Annotated in this window: 14 protein-coding genes, 2 pseudogenes and 2 other annotated features; of the genes and pseudogenes, 1 reads left to right on the top strand and 15 read right to left on the bottom strand. The window is 34.1% G+C overall.

Features of this window, described 5'->3' with window-relative positions:
* Positions 1–14 precede the first annotated feature (14 nt).
* The 8 genes from ACFWDE_RS20430 to ACFWDE_RS20395 all read right to left on the bottom strand — a co-directional run bounded on the left by ACFWDE_RS20430 (position 15) and on the right by ACFWDE_RS20395 (position 10,314).
* Positions 15–836, bottom strand: coding sequence for a peptidoglycan-N-acetylglucosamine deacetylase (locus tag ACFWDE_RS20430; RefSeq protein ID WP_002148656.1), 822 nt, complete (start codon positions 834–836; stop codon positions 15–17).
* Between the two features lie 459 nt (positions 837–1,295).
* Positions 1,296–2,297 carry an LCP family protein gene (locus tag ACFWDE_RS20425; RefSeq protein WP_377894317.1) on the bottom strand — a complete coding sequence of 334 codons (1,002 nt, stop codon included), beginning with the start codon at positions 2,295–2,297 and terminating at the stop codon, positions 1,296–1,298.
* A 332-nt stretch (positions 2,298–2,629) separates the two neighbouring features.
* A complete protein-coding gene (locus ACFWDE_RS20420; RefSeq protein WP_377894315.1) occupies positions 2,630–4,933 on the bottom strand; it encodes a glycoside hydrolase in 2,304 nt (767 codons plus the stop codon).
* 215 nt (positions 4,934–5,148) lie between these two features.
* Positions 5,149–5,361, bottom strand: a complete 213-nt coding sequence (locus ACFWDE_RS20415) for a DUF6366 family protein (protein WP_000095426.1) — start codon at positions 5,359–5,361, stop codon at positions 5,149–5,151.
* A gap of 110 nt (positions 5,362–5,471) precedes the next feature.
* Positions 5,472–6,365 (bottom strand): homoserine kinase, encoded by an 894-nt coding sequence (gene thrB / locus ACFWDE_RS20410; protein WP_377894313.1) that lies wholly within the window; start codon positions 6,363–6,365, stop codon positions 5,472–5,474.
* Positions 6,362–7,420 (bottom strand): threonine synthase, encoded by a 1,059-nt coding sequence (thrC, locus tag ACFWDE_RS20405; RefSeq protein WP_377894311.1) that lies wholly within the window; start codon positions 7,418–7,420, stop codon positions 6,362–6,364. The genes thrB and thrC overlap by 4 nt, the downstream gene beginning before the upstream one ends.
* Positions 7,413–8,708: a homoserine dehydrogenase gene (locus tag ACFWDE_RS20400; RefSeq protein WP_377894309.1), complete on the bottom strand. Its 1,296-nt coding sequence runs from the start codon at positions 8,706–8,708 to the stop codon at positions 7,413–7,415. Before ACFWDE_RS20400 ends, thrC begins: the two co-directional genes overlap by 8 nt.
* Positions 8,709–8,863: 155 nt before the next feature.
* Positions 8,864–9,095 (bottom strand) — a binding site (T-box leader).
* Positions 9,096–9,209: 114 nt separating this feature from the next.
* Positions 9,210–9,441: a binding site (T-box leader), on the bottom strand.
* 234 nt (positions 9,442–9,675) lie between these two features.
* Positions 9,676–10,314 (bottom strand): pyridoxamine 5'-phosphate oxidase family protein, encoded by a 639-nt coding sequence (locus ACFWDE_RS20395; protein WP_219302041.1) that lies wholly within the window; start codon positions 10,312–10,314, stop codon positions 9,676–9,678.
* An 81-nt stretch (positions 10,315–10,395) separates the two neighbouring features.
* Here ACFWDE_RS20395 and ACFWDE_RS20390 point away from each other — a divergent pair, with 81 nt between their 5' ends.
* Complete coding sequence (locus ACFWDE_RS20390) at positions 10,396–11,004, top strand: NUDIX hydrolase (protein ID WP_016094236.1); 609 nt, start codon at positions 10,396–10,398, stop codon at positions 11,002–11,004.
* Between the two features lie 49 nt (positions 11,005–11,053).
* On the opposite strand, the gene ACFWDE_RS20385 is transcribed toward ACFWDE_RS20390, so the two are convergent.
* The 7 genes and pseudogenes from ACFWDE_RS20385 to ACFWDE_RS20355 form a co-directional block, all read right to left on the bottom strand.
* The gene (locus ACFWDE_RS20385; RefSeq protein ID WP_016094237.1) at positions 11,054–11,392 is read right to left on the bottom strand and encodes an SdpI family protein; all 339 of its coding nucleotides are present in this window, start codon (positions 11,390–11,392) and stop codon (positions 11,054–11,056) included.
* Between the two features lie 72 nt (positions 11,393–11,464).
* On the bottom strand, positions 11,465–12,295 hold the full coding sequence (locus tag ACFWDE_RS20380; RefSeq protein WP_377894306.1) for a peptidoglycan-N-acetylglucosamine deacetylase: 831 nt from the start codon (positions 12,293–12,295) through the stop codon (positions 11,465–11,467).
* Positions 12,296–12,652: 357 nt separating this feature from the next.
* Positions 12,653–13,186, bottom strand: coding sequence for a P-loop nucleotide/nucleoside kinase family protein (locus tag ACFWDE_RS20375; protein WP_377894303.1), 534 nt, complete (start codon positions 13,184–13,186; stop codon positions 12,653–12,655).
* A gap of 371 nt (positions 13,187–13,557) precedes the next feature.
* Positions 13,558–14,430 carry an aminoglycoside 6-adenylyltransferase gene (locus tag ACFWDE_RS20370; protein ID WP_377894302.1) on the bottom strand — a complete coding sequence of 291 codons (873 nt, stop codon included), beginning with the start codon at positions 14,428–14,430 and terminating at the stop codon, positions 13,558–13,560.
* Positions 14,431–14,563: 133 nt separating this feature from the next.
* Positions 14,564–15,089: pseudogene (locus ACFWDE_RS20365) on the bottom strand (O-methyltransferase).
* 127 nt (positions 15,090–15,216) lie between these two features.
* Positions 15,217–16,374, bottom strand: a complete 1,158-nt coding sequence (locus ACFWDE_RS20360; protein WP_377894300.1) for an RNA-guided endonuclease InsQ/TnpB family protein — start codon at positions 16,372–16,374, stop codon at positions 15,217–15,219.
* Positions 16,375–16,410: 36 nt separating this feature from the next.
* Positions 16,411–16,884, bottom strand: a pseudogene (locus ACFWDE_RS20355) (IS607 family transposase); the annotation flags it as partial.

The raw sequence follows: 16,884 nt of genomic DNA, 5'->3' as shown, positions 1-16,884 counted from the left end.
TTCAATTCCTCCAATTACATACGGTTATCGTGCCAGAAATTCACTGGGAAGTGATTCTCTTCATGGTATGCCTCAAATTCATAACCTTTTTCTTTTAGACCCTTTAAAATTGCTGGCACAGCAGCAACTGATTGCGGGTGAATGTCATGCATTAAAATGACTTCTTGCGGTTTTGTTGCACCAGCTAGTACATTTTGAGCGATTTGCGCTGCCGCTGCATCAACTGGTACTTTATTGTATTTCCAGTCTAAAGAGTCAATTGTCCAGTCCCACACTTTTAAACCATCCTCAACTACTTTATTTCGGAGACCTTCATTTAAACCAGGCATCGATCCGTATGGAGGACGTGTTAATTTAGGGGCTTTCCCAATAATATTTGCGATTAAGCCTTGATCTTCTTTCATTTCATTAACATACTCGCCATTTTTATATAACTTCGCAAAATTGTGTGTCATACTATGCATTCCAACATAATGTCCTTCTGCATTTTCACGTTTTACTAAATCAGGAAACTGTTTCACATTCGCACCAATTAAAAAGAATGTCGCCTTCGCATCATGCTGTTTTAACATATTCAATAATTCAGCCGTATATTTTCCTGGCCCATCATCAAATGTAAGGTAAGCAACTTTTCTTTCTTGTCCATTAAAACGACTTGGTGCCGTTTTATTCATTTCAACTTTCGGTTGTTCACTTGCAAGCTGTATTACATTTTCTTGTTTCGCAACAGCTTTTGCTGGTGAAGTAATAGATTGAAACATGAAATACCCAATAGCTACTATTGCAATCGCTATTAAAACAACTACAACTCGTTTAATTTTAAAAGCCTTTTCCATTCTATCGAATTCCTCTCCCTATTAATCTCATATATAAATCACCCAATATAATTATACATCTATTTATTTTTATTACACTATATAAACATATTTTATATAAATTATAGTGGGAGTTTTATCAAAATTGTTGTTCCTGCCTCAACAAACTCTTTATTCTTTTCATACCAATTCTTGATTGCACTATGTACAACTTTCAAGAAGATTTGTTTTAACCTGTTTGATCTTCCATCAATTCAATTCGCTTTCAATTTGCAATGAGATGAATCTATTTTCTCTACTTTAGGAGTTAATTACCAATTATTCTCCTCTAGTATATCGTACAATTACACCTTTTGTTTATATAAATTTAAATGATTTGAATGTAGACTTGAAACACCTAGTAGCTTTTCTACTAAAAAAACAAATAAAGCAATCCATTTCCATAAAAAAAGATTGGCTGAGGCCAACCTTTTTTTATACTTATTCATTTCGAGTTGGTTTTGGTGTAACACCTAAATGCTCATTTAACTTATTCGAAATATCTTTCACATTTTTTTCGTTTGGAATGTAATAATAAATACCACCAATACGTTTATCCGTTCCTTCTATTTGCATCTTTTCCATTTGCAAATCTGATCCTGCCATATTTTTCGTAATAGCAAGCATATCATCAAATGTTAAATTTGTTTTCATGTTTTTATCAACTGCATCGAGTAAAGAGCCCATTTTGCTAATTGATTGAACAGACATTGCTTTTTTCGCAATTGCTTCAATTACAAGTTGTTGTCTTTGACCACGCATTGTATCACTGTCAATTTTACGCGTTCTCGCAAGTGCAAGTGCTTGCTCTCCGTTTAAATGTTGGAAACCTTTTTCCAAATGAATCATACCTGCTTGGTCTTTACTATCTTGTTCTGTGAAAGTAACCGGTACATCAATATCAATACCACCAAGCGAATCTACAATTTGTACAAATGACTCGAAGTTAAACTTCACATAATAATCAACTGGAACATTTAAAAATCGTTCCACTGTATCTCGTGTACTTTCAACACCACCAAATACGTGTGCGTGTGTAATTTTATCTAATTTTTTTCTAGATGGAATATAAACACGTGAATCACGTGGAATACTTACTAATTTAACTGACTTATCATCTTTATTAATTGTCGCTAATAAAAGTGCATCTGTCCGAACAGCTTCGCCGTATTGGCTTTTTCTCATTTCACTTCCATCTACACCCATGATTAATATTGAAATGTTATCCTTTAAAGGTTCAACTTCTTTATCACGCTTTGATGACTTATCAATTTTTGCATACGCATCACTTACAACAGCTTTTGCCTTGTTATATATAAACGATCCATATCCTACTCCTCCAAAAATAAGTAAGAAAAATGGAATTAAAATGAACCATTTTATTGACTTTCGTTTAGAACGTTTTTTATTGCTTCTCGTATTTTGTTCTAATTCAGAGCTCATGTTCATTCTCCTCTCTTTCTCTTTTCCTAGTATAATATATGTCTAGTAATCTTCATATTGAATTTCCTTTCAATCACCTTACATTTTTGTAAGGTTACATCATGAATCCAATATGTATTCCATTTCACATTATACTCTCGTGCTTATTTTTGGCAAGTCACTGTTTATCAACTTCAAAAATTTAACACTTCAAAACATTCAAATTCACAGATTTATCATTCTGTTATTTGCAGGTAGTAAGAATAAAGAGTCAAATTTTTGCCGTAAAAGCTCGATTGAAGGCTAATAATCAGCGGGAGATGAACACCCCCACTGATTAAAGTTTCACCTTATTATTTCTCATTTGGTGTGTATATCATTTGCTTCCCATTATTATTAATTAAAGCTGAATTTGCTTTTATTTTCGTTTTTTCTATTTCTACATCTTCATTTGAGAAATTCACAATAATTTTAATATCTTTTCCATATGAAGCAGATTGTACTAGCTTATCTTCTGACAGATATGCAAAGTTCGTCATTTCTTCTTTTACTGCTTTTTCATGAACTTCATTCCAAACTTTCAGATGCTGTGTAATTTCTTTTTTATGCTTATTCCACTCTACTTCATCTAAATGGTACAACGGAGGAACATTATACAATAACTCATATAACATACGATTTCCAACTTCATCTTTCACCTTCAAACTTCCCCATTCCCAATGGTGCGTTGTAATAACGGAATCGTTGTATACTAATTTATATAATGGTACCGAATATACTGGATTTAAATATACTTGTTTATATTCTTCTTTCAACGGTACTTGTTTTGCATATTTTTCGGGAACATTTTGATTTGGTGACCAATATCCACCTACATAATACGGGCTTGTTTTGTTTTTTCTCATATCTTCATCGTCCCATTTAATAACTGGCGTTTCAATTCCATGAGCAAATGCAATCGTACTACTCGCAAAATCATTTCCACCCTCAGATCCAACTACCATCCCTTTTTCTTGTGCAATATAATCCATTCGTTTTAATCTGGCTTGTAAATCTTGTTCTTGTGTCGTTATATGTTTTTCTGAATAGTCATCATAAATTTCACCTGTCGCATCACAATCAATAAACCATGAATTATATTTAGGACCATTTTGTAATATATCGTTCATTCGTTCTTTTACACTAGGAAGTGATAATGTTGGATTTAGTTTTCGCCCTCTACCTAAAAACCCTTGTACCTTTTCACCGTTTTTCTTCGTTACAGTACCCTCTTCATATAACGATGGATCAGTAAAGGAAGCTGTGTTCCAATTTTTATCCCCTTTTTCGTGAATAGAATGATAAGAATCATACGGACCAACTAAATATCCCATTTCCTTCGCTTCTGTAACGAAATTAGGCTGCATAAACCCTTGTTCCCAGTTCGGTAAACCAATCCACGCCTTTTCTATCCCGGCCTCTTTCATTTCCTTTAGTATATCCGTCCCATCTGCTTTACCCCATTTACTTACTTCTTCAACTGCATCACCGAGTACTGACTTTAATAAATGTTTATTTAAGCTATACAGCTCTGTCTTCGATAAGTGATCTACACCTTTCTTTAATAACACACTAGCTTCCTGATCAACTTTCGGGAAAATATCCTCTTTATACAATTCCTTCATAGATAATACTTCGTTTGTATAGCGTAAAATAACATTTTTTTGGTACTTATCGATAAAGTCTTGTTTACTCACTTGCTCAAATACATTCAATTCCCCAGGCTCTGAACTATTCTTTTGAATAAGCTCTTTTATATGGCTAAACACTGGGCTATTTATTTGCTCTCTTAACTTCGGCCAATTTACGTTACTTTCTGATAAACCATTTTGATTCCAAAAGTAAAAATGAGCCGCTCCGTAAAGTTTTTCAATTTCTTTATTTTTTCTTGCCTTTTCTTGTAATGTTTTAAATTCACCTTTTTCGACAATATTATCCTTGTACAGTTTAGCAATACTTACTGCATCATTATTTGTCACATATAATTGAAAGCCATATGTTTTATTTTTATTTATACTCGGGAATTCATGTGTAAAATCAAACCCTATTTTCGGATCTGAATGAAATTTCAATTCATTATTAAACATATTGTTCGCAATATATACAATCGAATATTTAGAACCATTTAATGCAAAAAACTTCATAGAAAATGATTCAGCAAATGAATATGCATCATCCTTTAAAAACTTCTTCCAATTCTCATCATTACTTGGAATTTGCTTACCTTCCCATAACGGAAGTGTATAATTTTCAGCTTGCACTTTTGGCCATGTAAAACTTTCTGCACCAGTCGATTCCACTTCAATATTCAAGTGATCTTTTTTCTTTTCTAAATTTACTTTTACTTTTTGATCCGGATATTCCCATGATGTATGATCCTTGTCTTTTTTCAAATTCGATACCTTCATTTTCGGTAACGGTTGTGATGCCTGTTCTTTTACACCATCATGTTCTACAGTTAACGTAAAAGTCTCAGGATTTACATCGTAAGTAAAATCTTTATACGTCGCTTTCTTTATTTTAGACCCTTGTACCGCATTATTACCTTTTACATCACACCCGACTAAAGTCGAAAATGACATAGTAGTAAGAAGACATATTGCTATCATTTTTTTCATCTTCTGCACCTCCACCACTGAATATACAGGTGCTTTGTTACAGGAATGTGGCAAAAAATAATAGAGCTAGCATAACGCTAGCTCTATTTGGAGTATTAAAAATAAATTTATATGAACAACTATAACCTGCTTAGAAGATATGTAATACAATAACTGTGTTTTTTCTTTCTCACTAATTATGAAACCAAATAAATCAAAGTTTTAACAAGCCTTCCTTAACTGAAAAAGTAAGTGTATATAATATATCCTAAAACTAGCACTAAAATTAATATCCCTGTACCTTTCCAATTCATGCCCCCTGTCATATCAACAGGGCTACCTGATTCCGCTCTATTGAGCCCATCATTCAAAGAACCGGTAGGGTTATTTTTCAACTCACTTTGTCTTATGTGTTCTCTTTTTTCTTCTGGTGACTCTTTTGAACTCATATAATCACCTCCAAAATTAATACGCTCTTTACTGAATTATACAATATTCATTTTATATGCTGATTTAAAATATATTTACAACATAAAAAAGCTAGCGATGCTAGCTCTTTTTATAATCCAATACGTTCTTCCTTATTTACAGTAATCCCTTTATGATCGATTTCAAGCTCACATACTTTCATAGCTGCAAATACTCTCGCTAATTGCTCAGCGATTTCTTGACGCTTCTCATACGGAGTTAAAATAAAAATAGATGGTCCCGCACCACTAAGCGCTGTGCCATATGCTCCGAATTCTTTTGCACATTTACGAATTGATGGTAATAACGGTACAAGTTCTAAACGATATGGCTCGTGGAAATGATCTCTTTCCATCATTTCACCTACAACTTCCCACTTCTTTTGGCATAATGCAGCTACTAATACGTTACTTATCGCACTAGCCTTAACCGCTTCATGAAACGGAAACATCTCTGGTAATACAGATCGACTTTCCTCCGTATTTAGCTCTTCATTCGGAATAAGAGAAATTACGCCTAATTCCTTACTTTCAATCCTTACAACCGAAACATTCTTTCCATCCAGTGCTCCGATTACAGTTCCACCTAGAATAGAAGCAGCGACATTATCTGGATGTCCTTCAAAATTTGTAGCAATTTGAACTTTTTGATCAGTCGTTAAATGTAAATTTCCAAGTTGATTCGCAAGCTCTATTCCTGCTACAATCGCTGATGCGCTACTTCCTAGCCCTCTTGTCAGCGGAATATTACTAGTAACTTCTATTATATGGGGTGATAAAGAAGGACATACTTTACATGCCGTGCTAACAATTAAATTTTTATCGTCTTTTGGAATTGAATCGTCAAAAGAATGTATCACTTGCCACTTATCAGCTTCTCCCTTTACACTTACTTCTAAATATAATGACAAAGCTATTCCAACAGAATCAAATCCTGGTCCAACATTCGCTGTACTAGCAGGAACACGAACTCTTAATGGTATCACGACATAATCACCCCTTTAATATGATCTTTAATTTGTTCTATATCATTTGACACACTTGCAATATCAAATTTATTAGAAGAAATTGCGATATCAGGATCTTTTAAACCATTTCCAGTTAAAACTGCAACAACTGTTTCTCCCTTTTTGATTTTTCCAGATTGAACATGTTTAATTACCCCCGCTAATGAAGCATTTGATCCTGGCTCAGCGAAAACCCCTTCCGTTTTTGCTAATAATCTATACGCATGTAATATTTCCTCATCTGACACCATATCTATTTCACCATTAGACTGTTCGGCTGCCTCTACTGCATACGACCAACTTGCTGGATTACCGATGCGAATCGCTGTTGCAATTGTTTCAGGTTCTTCAATTACATGTCCTTTTACAATTGCCGCCGCTCCTTCCGCTTCAAAGCCGTGAATTCTTGGTTTCTTATAACCTTTTTCTTTCTCGTATTCACAGAAGCCCTTCCAATATGCTGTAATATTCCCTGCATTCCCAACAGGGATAGCTAGAACATCTGGCGCTTTTTGCAACTGGTCACAAATTTCAAATGCTGCTGTTTTTTGCCCTTCAATTCGGTACGGATTCACTGAGTTTACTAATGTAATCGGCTCTTCTGCAGCAATATTTCTTACAGCTTTAAGTGCATCATCAAAATTCCCTTCTATTGAAATGATTTCAGCTCCATAGGCGACCGCTTGCGCTAATTTCCCATGCGCAATCTTTCCTTCTGGGATTACGATAATACATTTCATTCCGAGGCGTGCCGCATATGCGGCAGCTGATGCTGATGTATTACCTGTTGATGCACAAATGATTGCCTCCGCCCCTTCTTCTTTCGCCTTTGCAACTGCCATTACCATGCCACGGTCTTTAAAAGAACCTGTCGGATTCGCTCCTTCATATTTACCGTATAACTGAATCCCTAATTGTTTTGATATATTTAATAATGGAATAAGAGGTGTGTTCCCTTCCATTAAGCTAACATCAGGTGTGTTTTCATTCACTGGTAAATAAGAAGCATACTGGTTTAATAATCCTTTATACATATTGTTTTTCCTCCTCAATAATGTAGTAGCTGTTTATTTCACTTGCGACAGCTTCTATCGCTCCTAAAACTCGTTCGAATTGATATTTTGAAGTGTGATGTGTCACAACAACGACTTCTGCAAGTTCACGATTCAAAGGTAATTGGATAACCTCTTTTAAACTTACAGAATAACTAACGAAACATTCTGTTATTTTTCGCAACATCCCAGGCTCATCTCGTAATGAAATACGTAAGAAATATTTCGAAACTACTTCTTCATCTCCTTGTAATTCGTACGGCTCTGGTTCTTTTAACACACTTTTATTTTTCGGAACTTGATTCATATTTTTAACGATTGAAATAATATCACTTACTACAGCAGAACCAGTCGGCAACTTCCCAGCTCCAGGTCCGTAAAACATCACTTCTCCTACTGCTTGACCGTGAACATACACCGCATTAAATTCATTATTAACATTTGATAACGGATGATGGTTTGGTAATAAAGTCGGTTCTACACTTAAGTGAATGGATGATCCTTGTTTCTCTGCTTTACCAATTAACTTCATAGTAAATCCTAACTTTTCAGCCATTTGTAAATCTTCTTTTTCGACCTTTCGAATCCCTCTTACTTGCACATCATCTAATGCAACATTCATCGAAAATCCTAAATTTGCAAGAATTGCTACCTTTCTCGCCGCATCTAGCCCATCTACATCTGCTGTTGGATCTGATTCTGCGAAACCCAATTTTTGTGCCTCCTGTAAAGCCTCTTCATACGACCATCCATTTTGACTCATCTTTGTTAACATGTAATTTGTTGTTCCATTTACGATTCCCATTATTTTTTCAATTTGATCTGACGCTAGCCCGTCTGATAATCCTCGTAATATCGGAATCCCACCAGCTACACTCGCTTCGTAACATAAGTCACATTCATTTTTATTTGCTAATTGCAAAAGCTCCGCACCGTATACGGCCATTAAATCTTTATTTGCTGTTACGACATGTTTCTTACTTTGTAAAGCCTTCACAATATGTTCTTTCGCTTCTTCAATTCCGCCCATTACCTCTACTACAATATCAATATTTGAATCATTTAGAACTTCATCAACATTACTTGTTACTACGATTCCATCAATGCAAACATCACGTTCTTTTTCCAAATCACGTACAACGACTGTCTTTACCTTTACTTCACATCCTGTATCAAGAGTAATTTTTTGATAATGTTCTTTCAAAATATGGACAACACCACTTCCGACAGTACCTAATCCTAATAGCCCAACATTAATAACATTATTCATCTTCTAATCTCCTCCTAAATAGTTTAATTGTTACACCTATGAATCACCTTACTCTGCTTTTTAATCATGCAGGTGGTGGTTATTTCCGTACGTACTAATCGTTTCATGTTACCGCACCTCCTTTCAAAGTAATAAAAAAACACACTCATCCCTAGGAAAGGGACGAATGTGTTTTCGTGGTTCCACCCTTGTTTCAACCTGGAATTATTTTCTTCTAGATTGCTCAAGTTCAGATAACGGCTGATACCGTCAATAATTACTAGATTGCTCGTTCACTATTGAAGTTCAAAGGTGGTAAGATCATTTCTCGTGTTAGGAAGCTCACAGCCTTGGCTTCCCTCTCTGTAAACCGTAAAAATGATTTCATGTCCTTATCGTTACTTTTTCGTTCATATATATTTGTTAACTCATTATACTCGCATAAAAAACAAAATCAATATATTTTTTAATTATTTTAAATTTTCAATCTCTAAAGTTATAAAAAAACACACTCATCCCTAGGAAAGGGACGAATGTGTTTTCGTGGTTCCACCCTTGTTCCAACCTAGACTTATTTCCTTCTAGATTGCTCAAGTTCAGATAACGGCTGATACCGTCAATAATTACTAGATTACTCGTTCACTATTGAAGTTCAAAGGTGGTAAGATCATTTTTCGTGTTAGGAAGCTCACAGCCTTGGCTTCCCTCTCTGTAAACCGTAAAAATCATCTCATGTCCTTATCGTTACTTTTTCGTTCATGTCTATTTGTTAATTTATTATAGTTATGAAAATTTTAAAAAGCAAGCCTATTTTCACTCACTATTTTAAAGATACTTTTTTATTATATTTCACAATAACATTTTACAAAGACTTCTCTTATTACCTATATTTTAAATTTCTAACTTGTAAATCAGCAGTTCATATATAAATAATTCATTCTAAAACGAGAAGCCTCCCACTTCCTAAAACTATATTTATAAAATATTTTTAATACAATCTTTTCGTATAACTTTCTTCTAAAGAACGCGCAACATCCTCTTCTGAAGCATTCACTTTCGCATGCTCTAATAACATCTTCGCTGCTGAAGGTAGCTCTTTTTTATTTAACCACGATTCTGGATCCCACATTTTTGAACGTATAAAAGCTTTTGCACAATGGATATAGCATTCTTCTATCTCAACAACAATTCCAAGTAACGGATTACGTCCATTCGCCTGCATTTCTTTCAAAATTTCTTCATCGTTTGTAATATATGCTGTACCGTTTATTCGGAGTGTTTCCCCAAGACCAGGAATAAAAAAGATTAACCCTACATTTGGATTTGAAATAATATTTAAAATTGAATCTATACGACGATTGCCCGGCCTTTCTGGAATGATAATTTTATTATTATTTAATACATATACAAATCCAGGTGCGTCTCCTCTCGGCGAAGCATCACACTCTCCTAATTTATTTGCAGTAGATAATACTAGAAAAGGAGATTTAGACAGAAAATCTACGCAATGGTGATCTAGTGATGAAATAACTTTTTTCAAAGCTCGCTCACTTGGTTGCCCTAATATTTGTCGTAATTCTTCCTCAGTTGAAATTATTGATTTTATTTTCTTACTCTCTATCTTCACTAATAATCACTCCTTTTTCTTTTTTTTTCCAAAATTCAATACAAATATTGTATAATAAAATTTGCAGAAAGGGGAATTTAAATGACAGAGTGGTTAACAATATTTGATCCTGAAAGAAATACACTTGGAAAGAAATTACGTGATGACGTGCATCGTGACGGTGATTGGCACGAAACATTTCATTGCTGGTTTGTAGAAAAAGATGCTGAGGATATGTTCTTATATTTCCAATTACGCTCTAAAAATAAAAAAGAAGCTCCAGGTATATGGGATATTACATCCGCCGGACATATTATGCATGATGAAGATGTACAAATTGGCGGTCTACGTGAAATTGAGGAAGAATTGGGTCTTTCCTTCCAAACGGCTGATTTAACATACAAAGGAATCTATAAAATAGATTATGAAATTTCAAACCTTACTGATCGTGAGTTTTGTCATATGTATTTTCACAATGTAATAAAGCCACTTCCATTTGCACCAGGTGAAGAAGTAGACGATGTGATGAAAGTACATGCAACTTCTTTTCTACAACTATTAAAAAGGGATATTTCATCTATAACGACTATTTCTGCTCTAAACAGTAAACCGATAACAATAACATTTGAAGATATTTATCCGTATGATCTTGAATACTATGAATTTGTTGTAGAACAAGGCAAAGAATTGCTAAAAAATAATAGTTTGTAAATAAAATATGACTCCCAGCTAATAATACTCGGGAGTCATGTTTTTTCCATTATTTCTCAAGTTTCTTTAACCTTTTCTCTACTCGTATGATTAAACGTATAATTAACAATAGCATGACAGCCATAATCACTGCTGTTGTATGGGGATATCTAAACAATATACTAATAACACTTCCAATTAACATCATAATAAATCCATTTTGATTCATCACTTCTGCACTATACTTGTTACCCGCATCCCATAATTCCTTATTTTTCATTGATCGTTTCGTACGGTAACCGTATGCTGCGTTAATATCCGTTGGTGGATTTTTTTGAAGAATAAGTGCGGCAAGTATAAATATAATACCAATCAATATGCTTATTCCTATGTTTACTAGTGCATACATCAATCATATCCACCTCCTAACTTACACTTTCATTATACTATACAACTTTACATGTTCCAATTATTAACATTTTCACTTTCTCTCTTTAGATGTCTGGAACATACTTGGAAGTGTTACAAAACGCGCTCCTTTCGTTTTTAACTGTGGAATGATTTTGTCTAGCGCCTCTACTGATCCTTGTAAATGTCCACCTGGAGTTGAATGTTGAAGTATAACACTACCTGGAAATGAATTCCCTAACACATTATTTGTAATTGTATCAGCACTTACACCTTTCCAATCAACCGTATCAACACTCCACTGTACAATCATAAAATTTTGTTCTGTCGCCCACTTCAATTGATTTTCAAGTATTTCACCGTACGGCGGGCGTATAAACTTCGGTGCATAACCAGCTAAACGATTTAATATTTCTTCCGTTTTTATAATTTGATTATGGTACTCAGCCTCATTTACTTTCGCTAAATTCGGATGACTATACGTATGATTACCAATTACATGCCCTTCATTAGCGATACGCTTTACTACATTTGGATACCTTTCTGCATTTTCACCAAGCAGGAAAAAAGTAGCTTTTACATTATGTTGTTTTAACTTATCTAAAATTTTTGGCGTAAATACTAAATCTGGTCCATCATCAAATGTAAGAGCCACTTCTGCTTTATTGTATGGTCCTGAAAATGCATACGCATATTTTTCGACCCATGAAAATGGTGTCCATGACCCTCGATCCTCTTCTTTCATTTCGGCTTCATAATTTTGAGGAACATGTAATGCGTATGGCATCGCATTTACATAGTCTCCATAATAAAATGAATGATATGGCATATAAGCATACGAAATATTGCGTTCTAGCCCCAAAGGAAATGGAACGAACATTTCTGGTGAATAAAAATAATACATGATAAAAACCTCCCTAAAATTTCATATGTGATTCAGCTGCACTTTGTTAGAGAAATTCTTATCAATATACAAAAATAAGACTGTCCATAATTTTTTTATTAAAAGTCAAGAAAATGATTGGGTTTTTTGCAAGTAGATGATTTTATATAATGTCACACATTATATAAAGAAAAAATAAGGATAGGAAAGCAGAAGTATAATCTGCTATTTCTATCCTTTTTGTACTATAAATGACCTCATTTACTACAACAACATTTTTAGACCTTATTAAACTAAAGCATACGTTGATTGAAGTAAGAAAAAAGGCTTTTCTCCCATCTAAGTAAATACCTGTTAGTTTTTAAAAAAGAAATTTTTCTAATGTTCAATAACAATTTCTCCTTCATCTGTTGGTACTTCAAAACCATTAAGGAAGGAAGTTAAAATTTCTTCTGTTATTGTGAAGGCAGCATTTGCACCAAAACGTTGGCTTCGTATTTTAAGTCGTTTACGTAAATCATTAGGATCTACTTTCAAATAAATCAGTTTCCATTTACCGCAAGTCTCTTCAATAAGCTGTTTATATTGGCTCCTTTTTGAGCGTTGCCAAAAACTGAAGTCAACTACAACATGTCGTTTATCCTGAATCAACATTACTAATTGCTTCCTCAATTTTCTTTCTGCATCTTCCTTGTATTTCTCGTACTTTTCAATTGGGTAATCAATCCCAAAACGACCATTAGTAGACCAGATTTCTTCATCAATTGAAAGACGTACAAAACCAGCTTTTTCTAATTGTTGTGCGAATGTAGTTTTCCCAGAGCCTGCAACACCACACATCATAACCACTAAAGGACTAAAAGGATCTCGTTCACGATAAATCAGGTCATCTAAATTGAATTTTTCAAACATCAGTATACTCCCCCTAATTTTTAACTATAAACGAATTCCAATATAATCCTTTTATAAAAAATAATCGTTTTATTGATTTATTCAACTAACATTCTAGTTAGTTGAATAAATAGTAGGGGACTACTACTTAAACATTTCAAAATGATTAGCCAATTTTCACTTTACCACAACATCATATAACTGTTATAATTTTCTGTTTTTTGTTACGGTTGTAAATAAGGTCTAATAAAAAAGTACACCACAATATATAAGTGATGTACTAATTCAATATAATGTGTAACCTTAAAGATACTTTACTACTCTTACGATAAGAATGTCCATTCACTTGTCTTTAATATTACAAAGTAGAACCTTCTTACTGCTTCATAATATTAATAAATCGATGTACTATCTTTCGGCAAAACTTTCACATGTTTTAAATAGCTTGTCACTTTGTCATCATCATCTTGCGGATATTGATATTCATAAGCGTTAGCAATTTCGTTCGCAACTTCTCTAAATAGATCTCCCATTACAAAGAATGACTGCCATATATTTTCATATTCTGCATTTGAAAATGTCTTTCTAAATTGCTCCCACATATCTTTTTCAAAATATTGCTCGAAATGCTTACCAAACTTTCCGGTATTCACTGTAAAATTTGTTTTCATGCCAATATGCCATTCTATCATTACGATTAACATATCTCGCATTGGGCCTTCAAGCATTCCTTTCGCATAAGAAAGTTCCTCTCTCCATAACCCTTTCCCTACATTTGTGCTGCACCACCAAAATTCATTACAGCAATCGAAAAACTCTTTTTCTGTAGGCTTTTTTATAACGTAATCTTTATCACTTGCTGACGGAAATTCTCCAATACAATTGTCTTTATCCAGTAGTAATTTACTTAAACTATCCTGTCCAATAAATTTATTTATTAAATCCACTGGAACTAGCATTAAATCAATCCGGTTTCCATCCATGAACTGCATTAAATACGGAAATTTCCCGTCTTCATCTGCTGGAAGTAACGACATTTCTTCCGGCATTTGGACAATCATTATTTCTCCAAATCTATGAATCAAATTATGATTAGACGTAAAAGATTGGATATCTTTTACAACATAAATAATATCATAATCTTGGAAACAATCTTTTTTCACATTTGGATTCACACGTGACCCATTCATGATGACAGCTCGAATTCTTTCATCCTCTTTTGCTGTATTTATAATTAAGTCTAGCATTTCTTTTTCAGTTCTCATCTTCTTATAGCCTCCAATTTTTTAATATATAATATAAAGCTATGTAAATTGGAGGTCCACGAGCTAAATTCGTTGTACAAGATACACGTTATAATTTTTGAAACTTCTTTTTCATCCCTTTTTCCTCCTTACATTACTCTGTTACGACTGCCATTACAAACCCATCGTACCCTTTACTTCCGACAGTTTGAAGCGCTGTAGCACTTACACGAGGCTCCGCAGCTATTAGCTATTAGCTCATAGAAACGGCGTATCCCTTGTACACGAGGGTCATTACTAGTATTATCAATAACTTCTCCTTCACGTACTACGTTATCCCCAATAATTACAGTACCAGGGCGTGATAGTTTCAGTGCCCATTCAAAATAGGCAGGGTTATTTTGTTTATCCGCATCTATGAAAATAAAATCAAATGGTTCATACTTCTCATTTTCTATTTGTTTTAAAGAATCTAACGCTAATCCTAATCGTATTTCAATTCTATCATTCAAATTTGCACGCTCAATATTGCTCCGTGCAATTTCAGCATACTTTTCACTTGCTTCTAATGTAACAATTCGCCCTCCAGATGGCAATGCTCTTGCAAGCCATATTGTACTATATCCGCCTAGAGTGCCAATTTCTAAAATGTTACGAGCTGCTACTAAAAATATAGACAAATATATATTCTTAGAGTATTCCTGCTTCTATGTATCCTGTTTCGCTAATTACTTGCTACTACAGTTTGATTTAACACTCCACAGGCGTAAATTCCGATGTAGCCCACCGTACATATATACAGTCTATTTACGTTAGTACTGTATATTCTTTTGCTTGTAACAGATTGATTGACGCGTTCAAATCTCTATCCATTACATTTCCACAGTCACATTCATATACTCGGTCGGATAGCTTTAAGTCTACTTTCTTTTGACCGCAACATGAGCACAACTTTGACGATGGATAAAACCGGTCTACTTGACGTAATTCAATTCCATATTCCTCACATTTAGTCAAAAGCCACGTTTTAAAAGCATAAAAAGACTGCTTGGCAATTGTTTTAGATAGATGTTTATTCTTCAGCATACCTTTCACATTCAAATCTTCCACTGTAATAAACATTGGCTTGGTTTTCACCACATTTGTTACAATAGACTTTACATACTCTAGTCGAATATTCGCTAATCGAGCGTGCAACTTTTGTACCCTAAGAATATTTTTATCTATATTCGCTCTTTTATTAGTAACTGATTGTTCACCTCTCTTTTTTATATTGTTAAATTTACGTGATAAAGAACGTTGCTCACGTCTTAACCGTTTTTCTATCTTTTTTACTTTCCCTGTTTTATTTATATTTTTGTGAGTTTTTCCATCGCTACGTACAGCGAAATCTTTCACCCCTAAATCAATCCCTAAACCTGTTGAATTAAGTGTTGACTTCGCTTTTGTTTCTTCCAATTCGCAAAGCACAGATACAAAGTATCTTCCTGCTCTTTTAGATATCGTTCCGCTTTTTACAACCGCATCTTTCGGGATATATCCATGCTCTTTTAATCTCATCCATCCAATCGTAGGGATTTTTACTCTATGTCTTTCCACTGTCCAATCTGTTTTATTGTTCTTAGGGAAATAACATTTTACATCTTCATTTTTCTTTTTCTTGTAGCGTGGAAACTTAGATAAACCCTTAAAAAATCGCTTAAAAGCTTTATCACCGTTCATAATCGCTTGTTTTACGGCTTTACTTGATACTTCTTTTATCCACTGGTCGCACTCTTTCATATGAATGTTGTTTAGCCATTTAGAAAAGTCATAGCCACTAAGAAATTTCCCCTCGGATTCATATATCTCTTTGTTTTTAGATAGGTATAGATTGTAAACATACCTGCACACTCCAATCGTTTGATTAATCTTGGTTATTTGTTCATTTGTCGGCTTAATCTCTATTAGATAGGCTTTTTTCATAGCTCTTCATCCTCCGACATTTTCTCAATCTATAGCATGAATGATAGATATAAAATACTGAGCAAGTTCTTCTTGTAGGGACAACTTTTCATTAGTAACAATGATAACTTCGATTCCCATCTTATGAAGGAATCTCCCAAACCAGTCGTAACCAAAACGAACAAACCTATCTTTGTGTGCGATGATGATGGTTGAAACATTTCTCTCCATGCAGTCATCAAGCAATTTATTCCTCTTGTTTCTTTTGTAGTTTAATCCACTAACACTATCTCTGATAACTTCATCTACTATCATCCCTCATGCATTTGCGAATGCTTTCAAACACTCAATCTGATTCTCTAATTTATCTTTTTGTCCTTGGTTTGATACTCTTGTGTAAATAACTGTTTTACCTACTTTATTTTCCATATATTTTCTATACAGTCCTTCTGTATAGTATCTTCTTCTCTTTGGGTTTCGGTAAGCAATTAAAGCACCTTGATTATCCCATCTGTTTAATGTCTTAACAGA

It is taken from the genome of Bacillus sp. NPDC060175 (assembly GCF_042728695.1).
Lineage (GTDB): Bacteria > Bacillota > Bacilli > Bacillales > Bacillaceae_G > Bacillus_A.
Note: the sequence above shows the minus strand (reverse complement) of the source record. Positions and strands in the feature narration are given on the sequence as shown.

Excerpts from the sequence above, each read along its gene's own strand:
- ACFWDE_RS20430 (WP_002148656.1), bottom strand. The coding sequence starts at position 836 with ATGGAAAAGGCTTTTAAAATTAAACGAGTTGTAGTTGTTTTAATAGCG.
- ACFWDE_RS20425 (WP_377894317.1), bottom strand. The coding sequence starts at position 2,297 with ATGAGCTCTGAATTAGAACAAAATACGAGAAGCAATAAAAAACGTTCT.
- ACFWDE_RS20420 (WP_377894315.1), bottom strand. The coding sequence starts at position 4,933 with ATGAAAAAAATGATAGCAATATGTCTTCTTACTACTATGTCATTTTCG.
- ACFWDE_RS20415 (WP_000095426.1), bottom strand. The coding sequence starts at position 5,361 with ATGAGTTCAAAAGAGTCACCAGAAGAAAAAAGAGAACACATAAGACAA.
- thrC (WP_377894311.1), bottom strand. The coding sequence starts at position 7,420 with ATGTATAAAGGATTATTAAACCAGTATGCTTCTTATTTACCAGTGAAT.
- ACFWDE_RS20400 (WP_377894309.1), bottom strand. The coding sequence starts at position 8,708 with ATGAATAATGTTATTAATGTTGGGCTATTAGGATTAGGTACTGTCGGA.
- ACFWDE_RS20390 (WP_016094236.1), top strand. The coding sequence starts at position 10,396 with ATGACAGAGTGGTTAACAATATTTGATCCTGAAAGAAATACACTTGGA.
- ACFWDE_RS20385 (WP_016094237.1), bottom strand. The coding sequence starts at position 11,392 with ATGTATGCACTAGTAAACATAGGAATAAGCATATTGATTGGTATTATA.
- ACFWDE_RS20380 (WP_377894306.1), bottom strand. The coding sequence starts at position 12,295 with ATGTATTATTTTTATTCACCAGAAATGTTCGTTCCATTTCCTTTGGGG.
- ACFWDE_RS20375 (WP_377894303.1), bottom strand. The coding sequence starts at position 13,186 with ATGTTTGAAAAATTCAATTTAGATGACCTGATTTATCGTGAACGAGAT.
- ACFWDE_RS20370 (WP_377894302.1), bottom strand. The coding sequence starts at position 14,430 with ATGAGAACTGAAAAAGAAATGCTAGACTTAATTATAAATACAGCAAAA.
- ACFWDE_RS20360 (WP_377894300.1), bottom strand. The coding sequence starts at position 16,374 with ATGAAAAAAGCCTATCTAATAGAGATTAAGCCGACAAATGAACAAATA.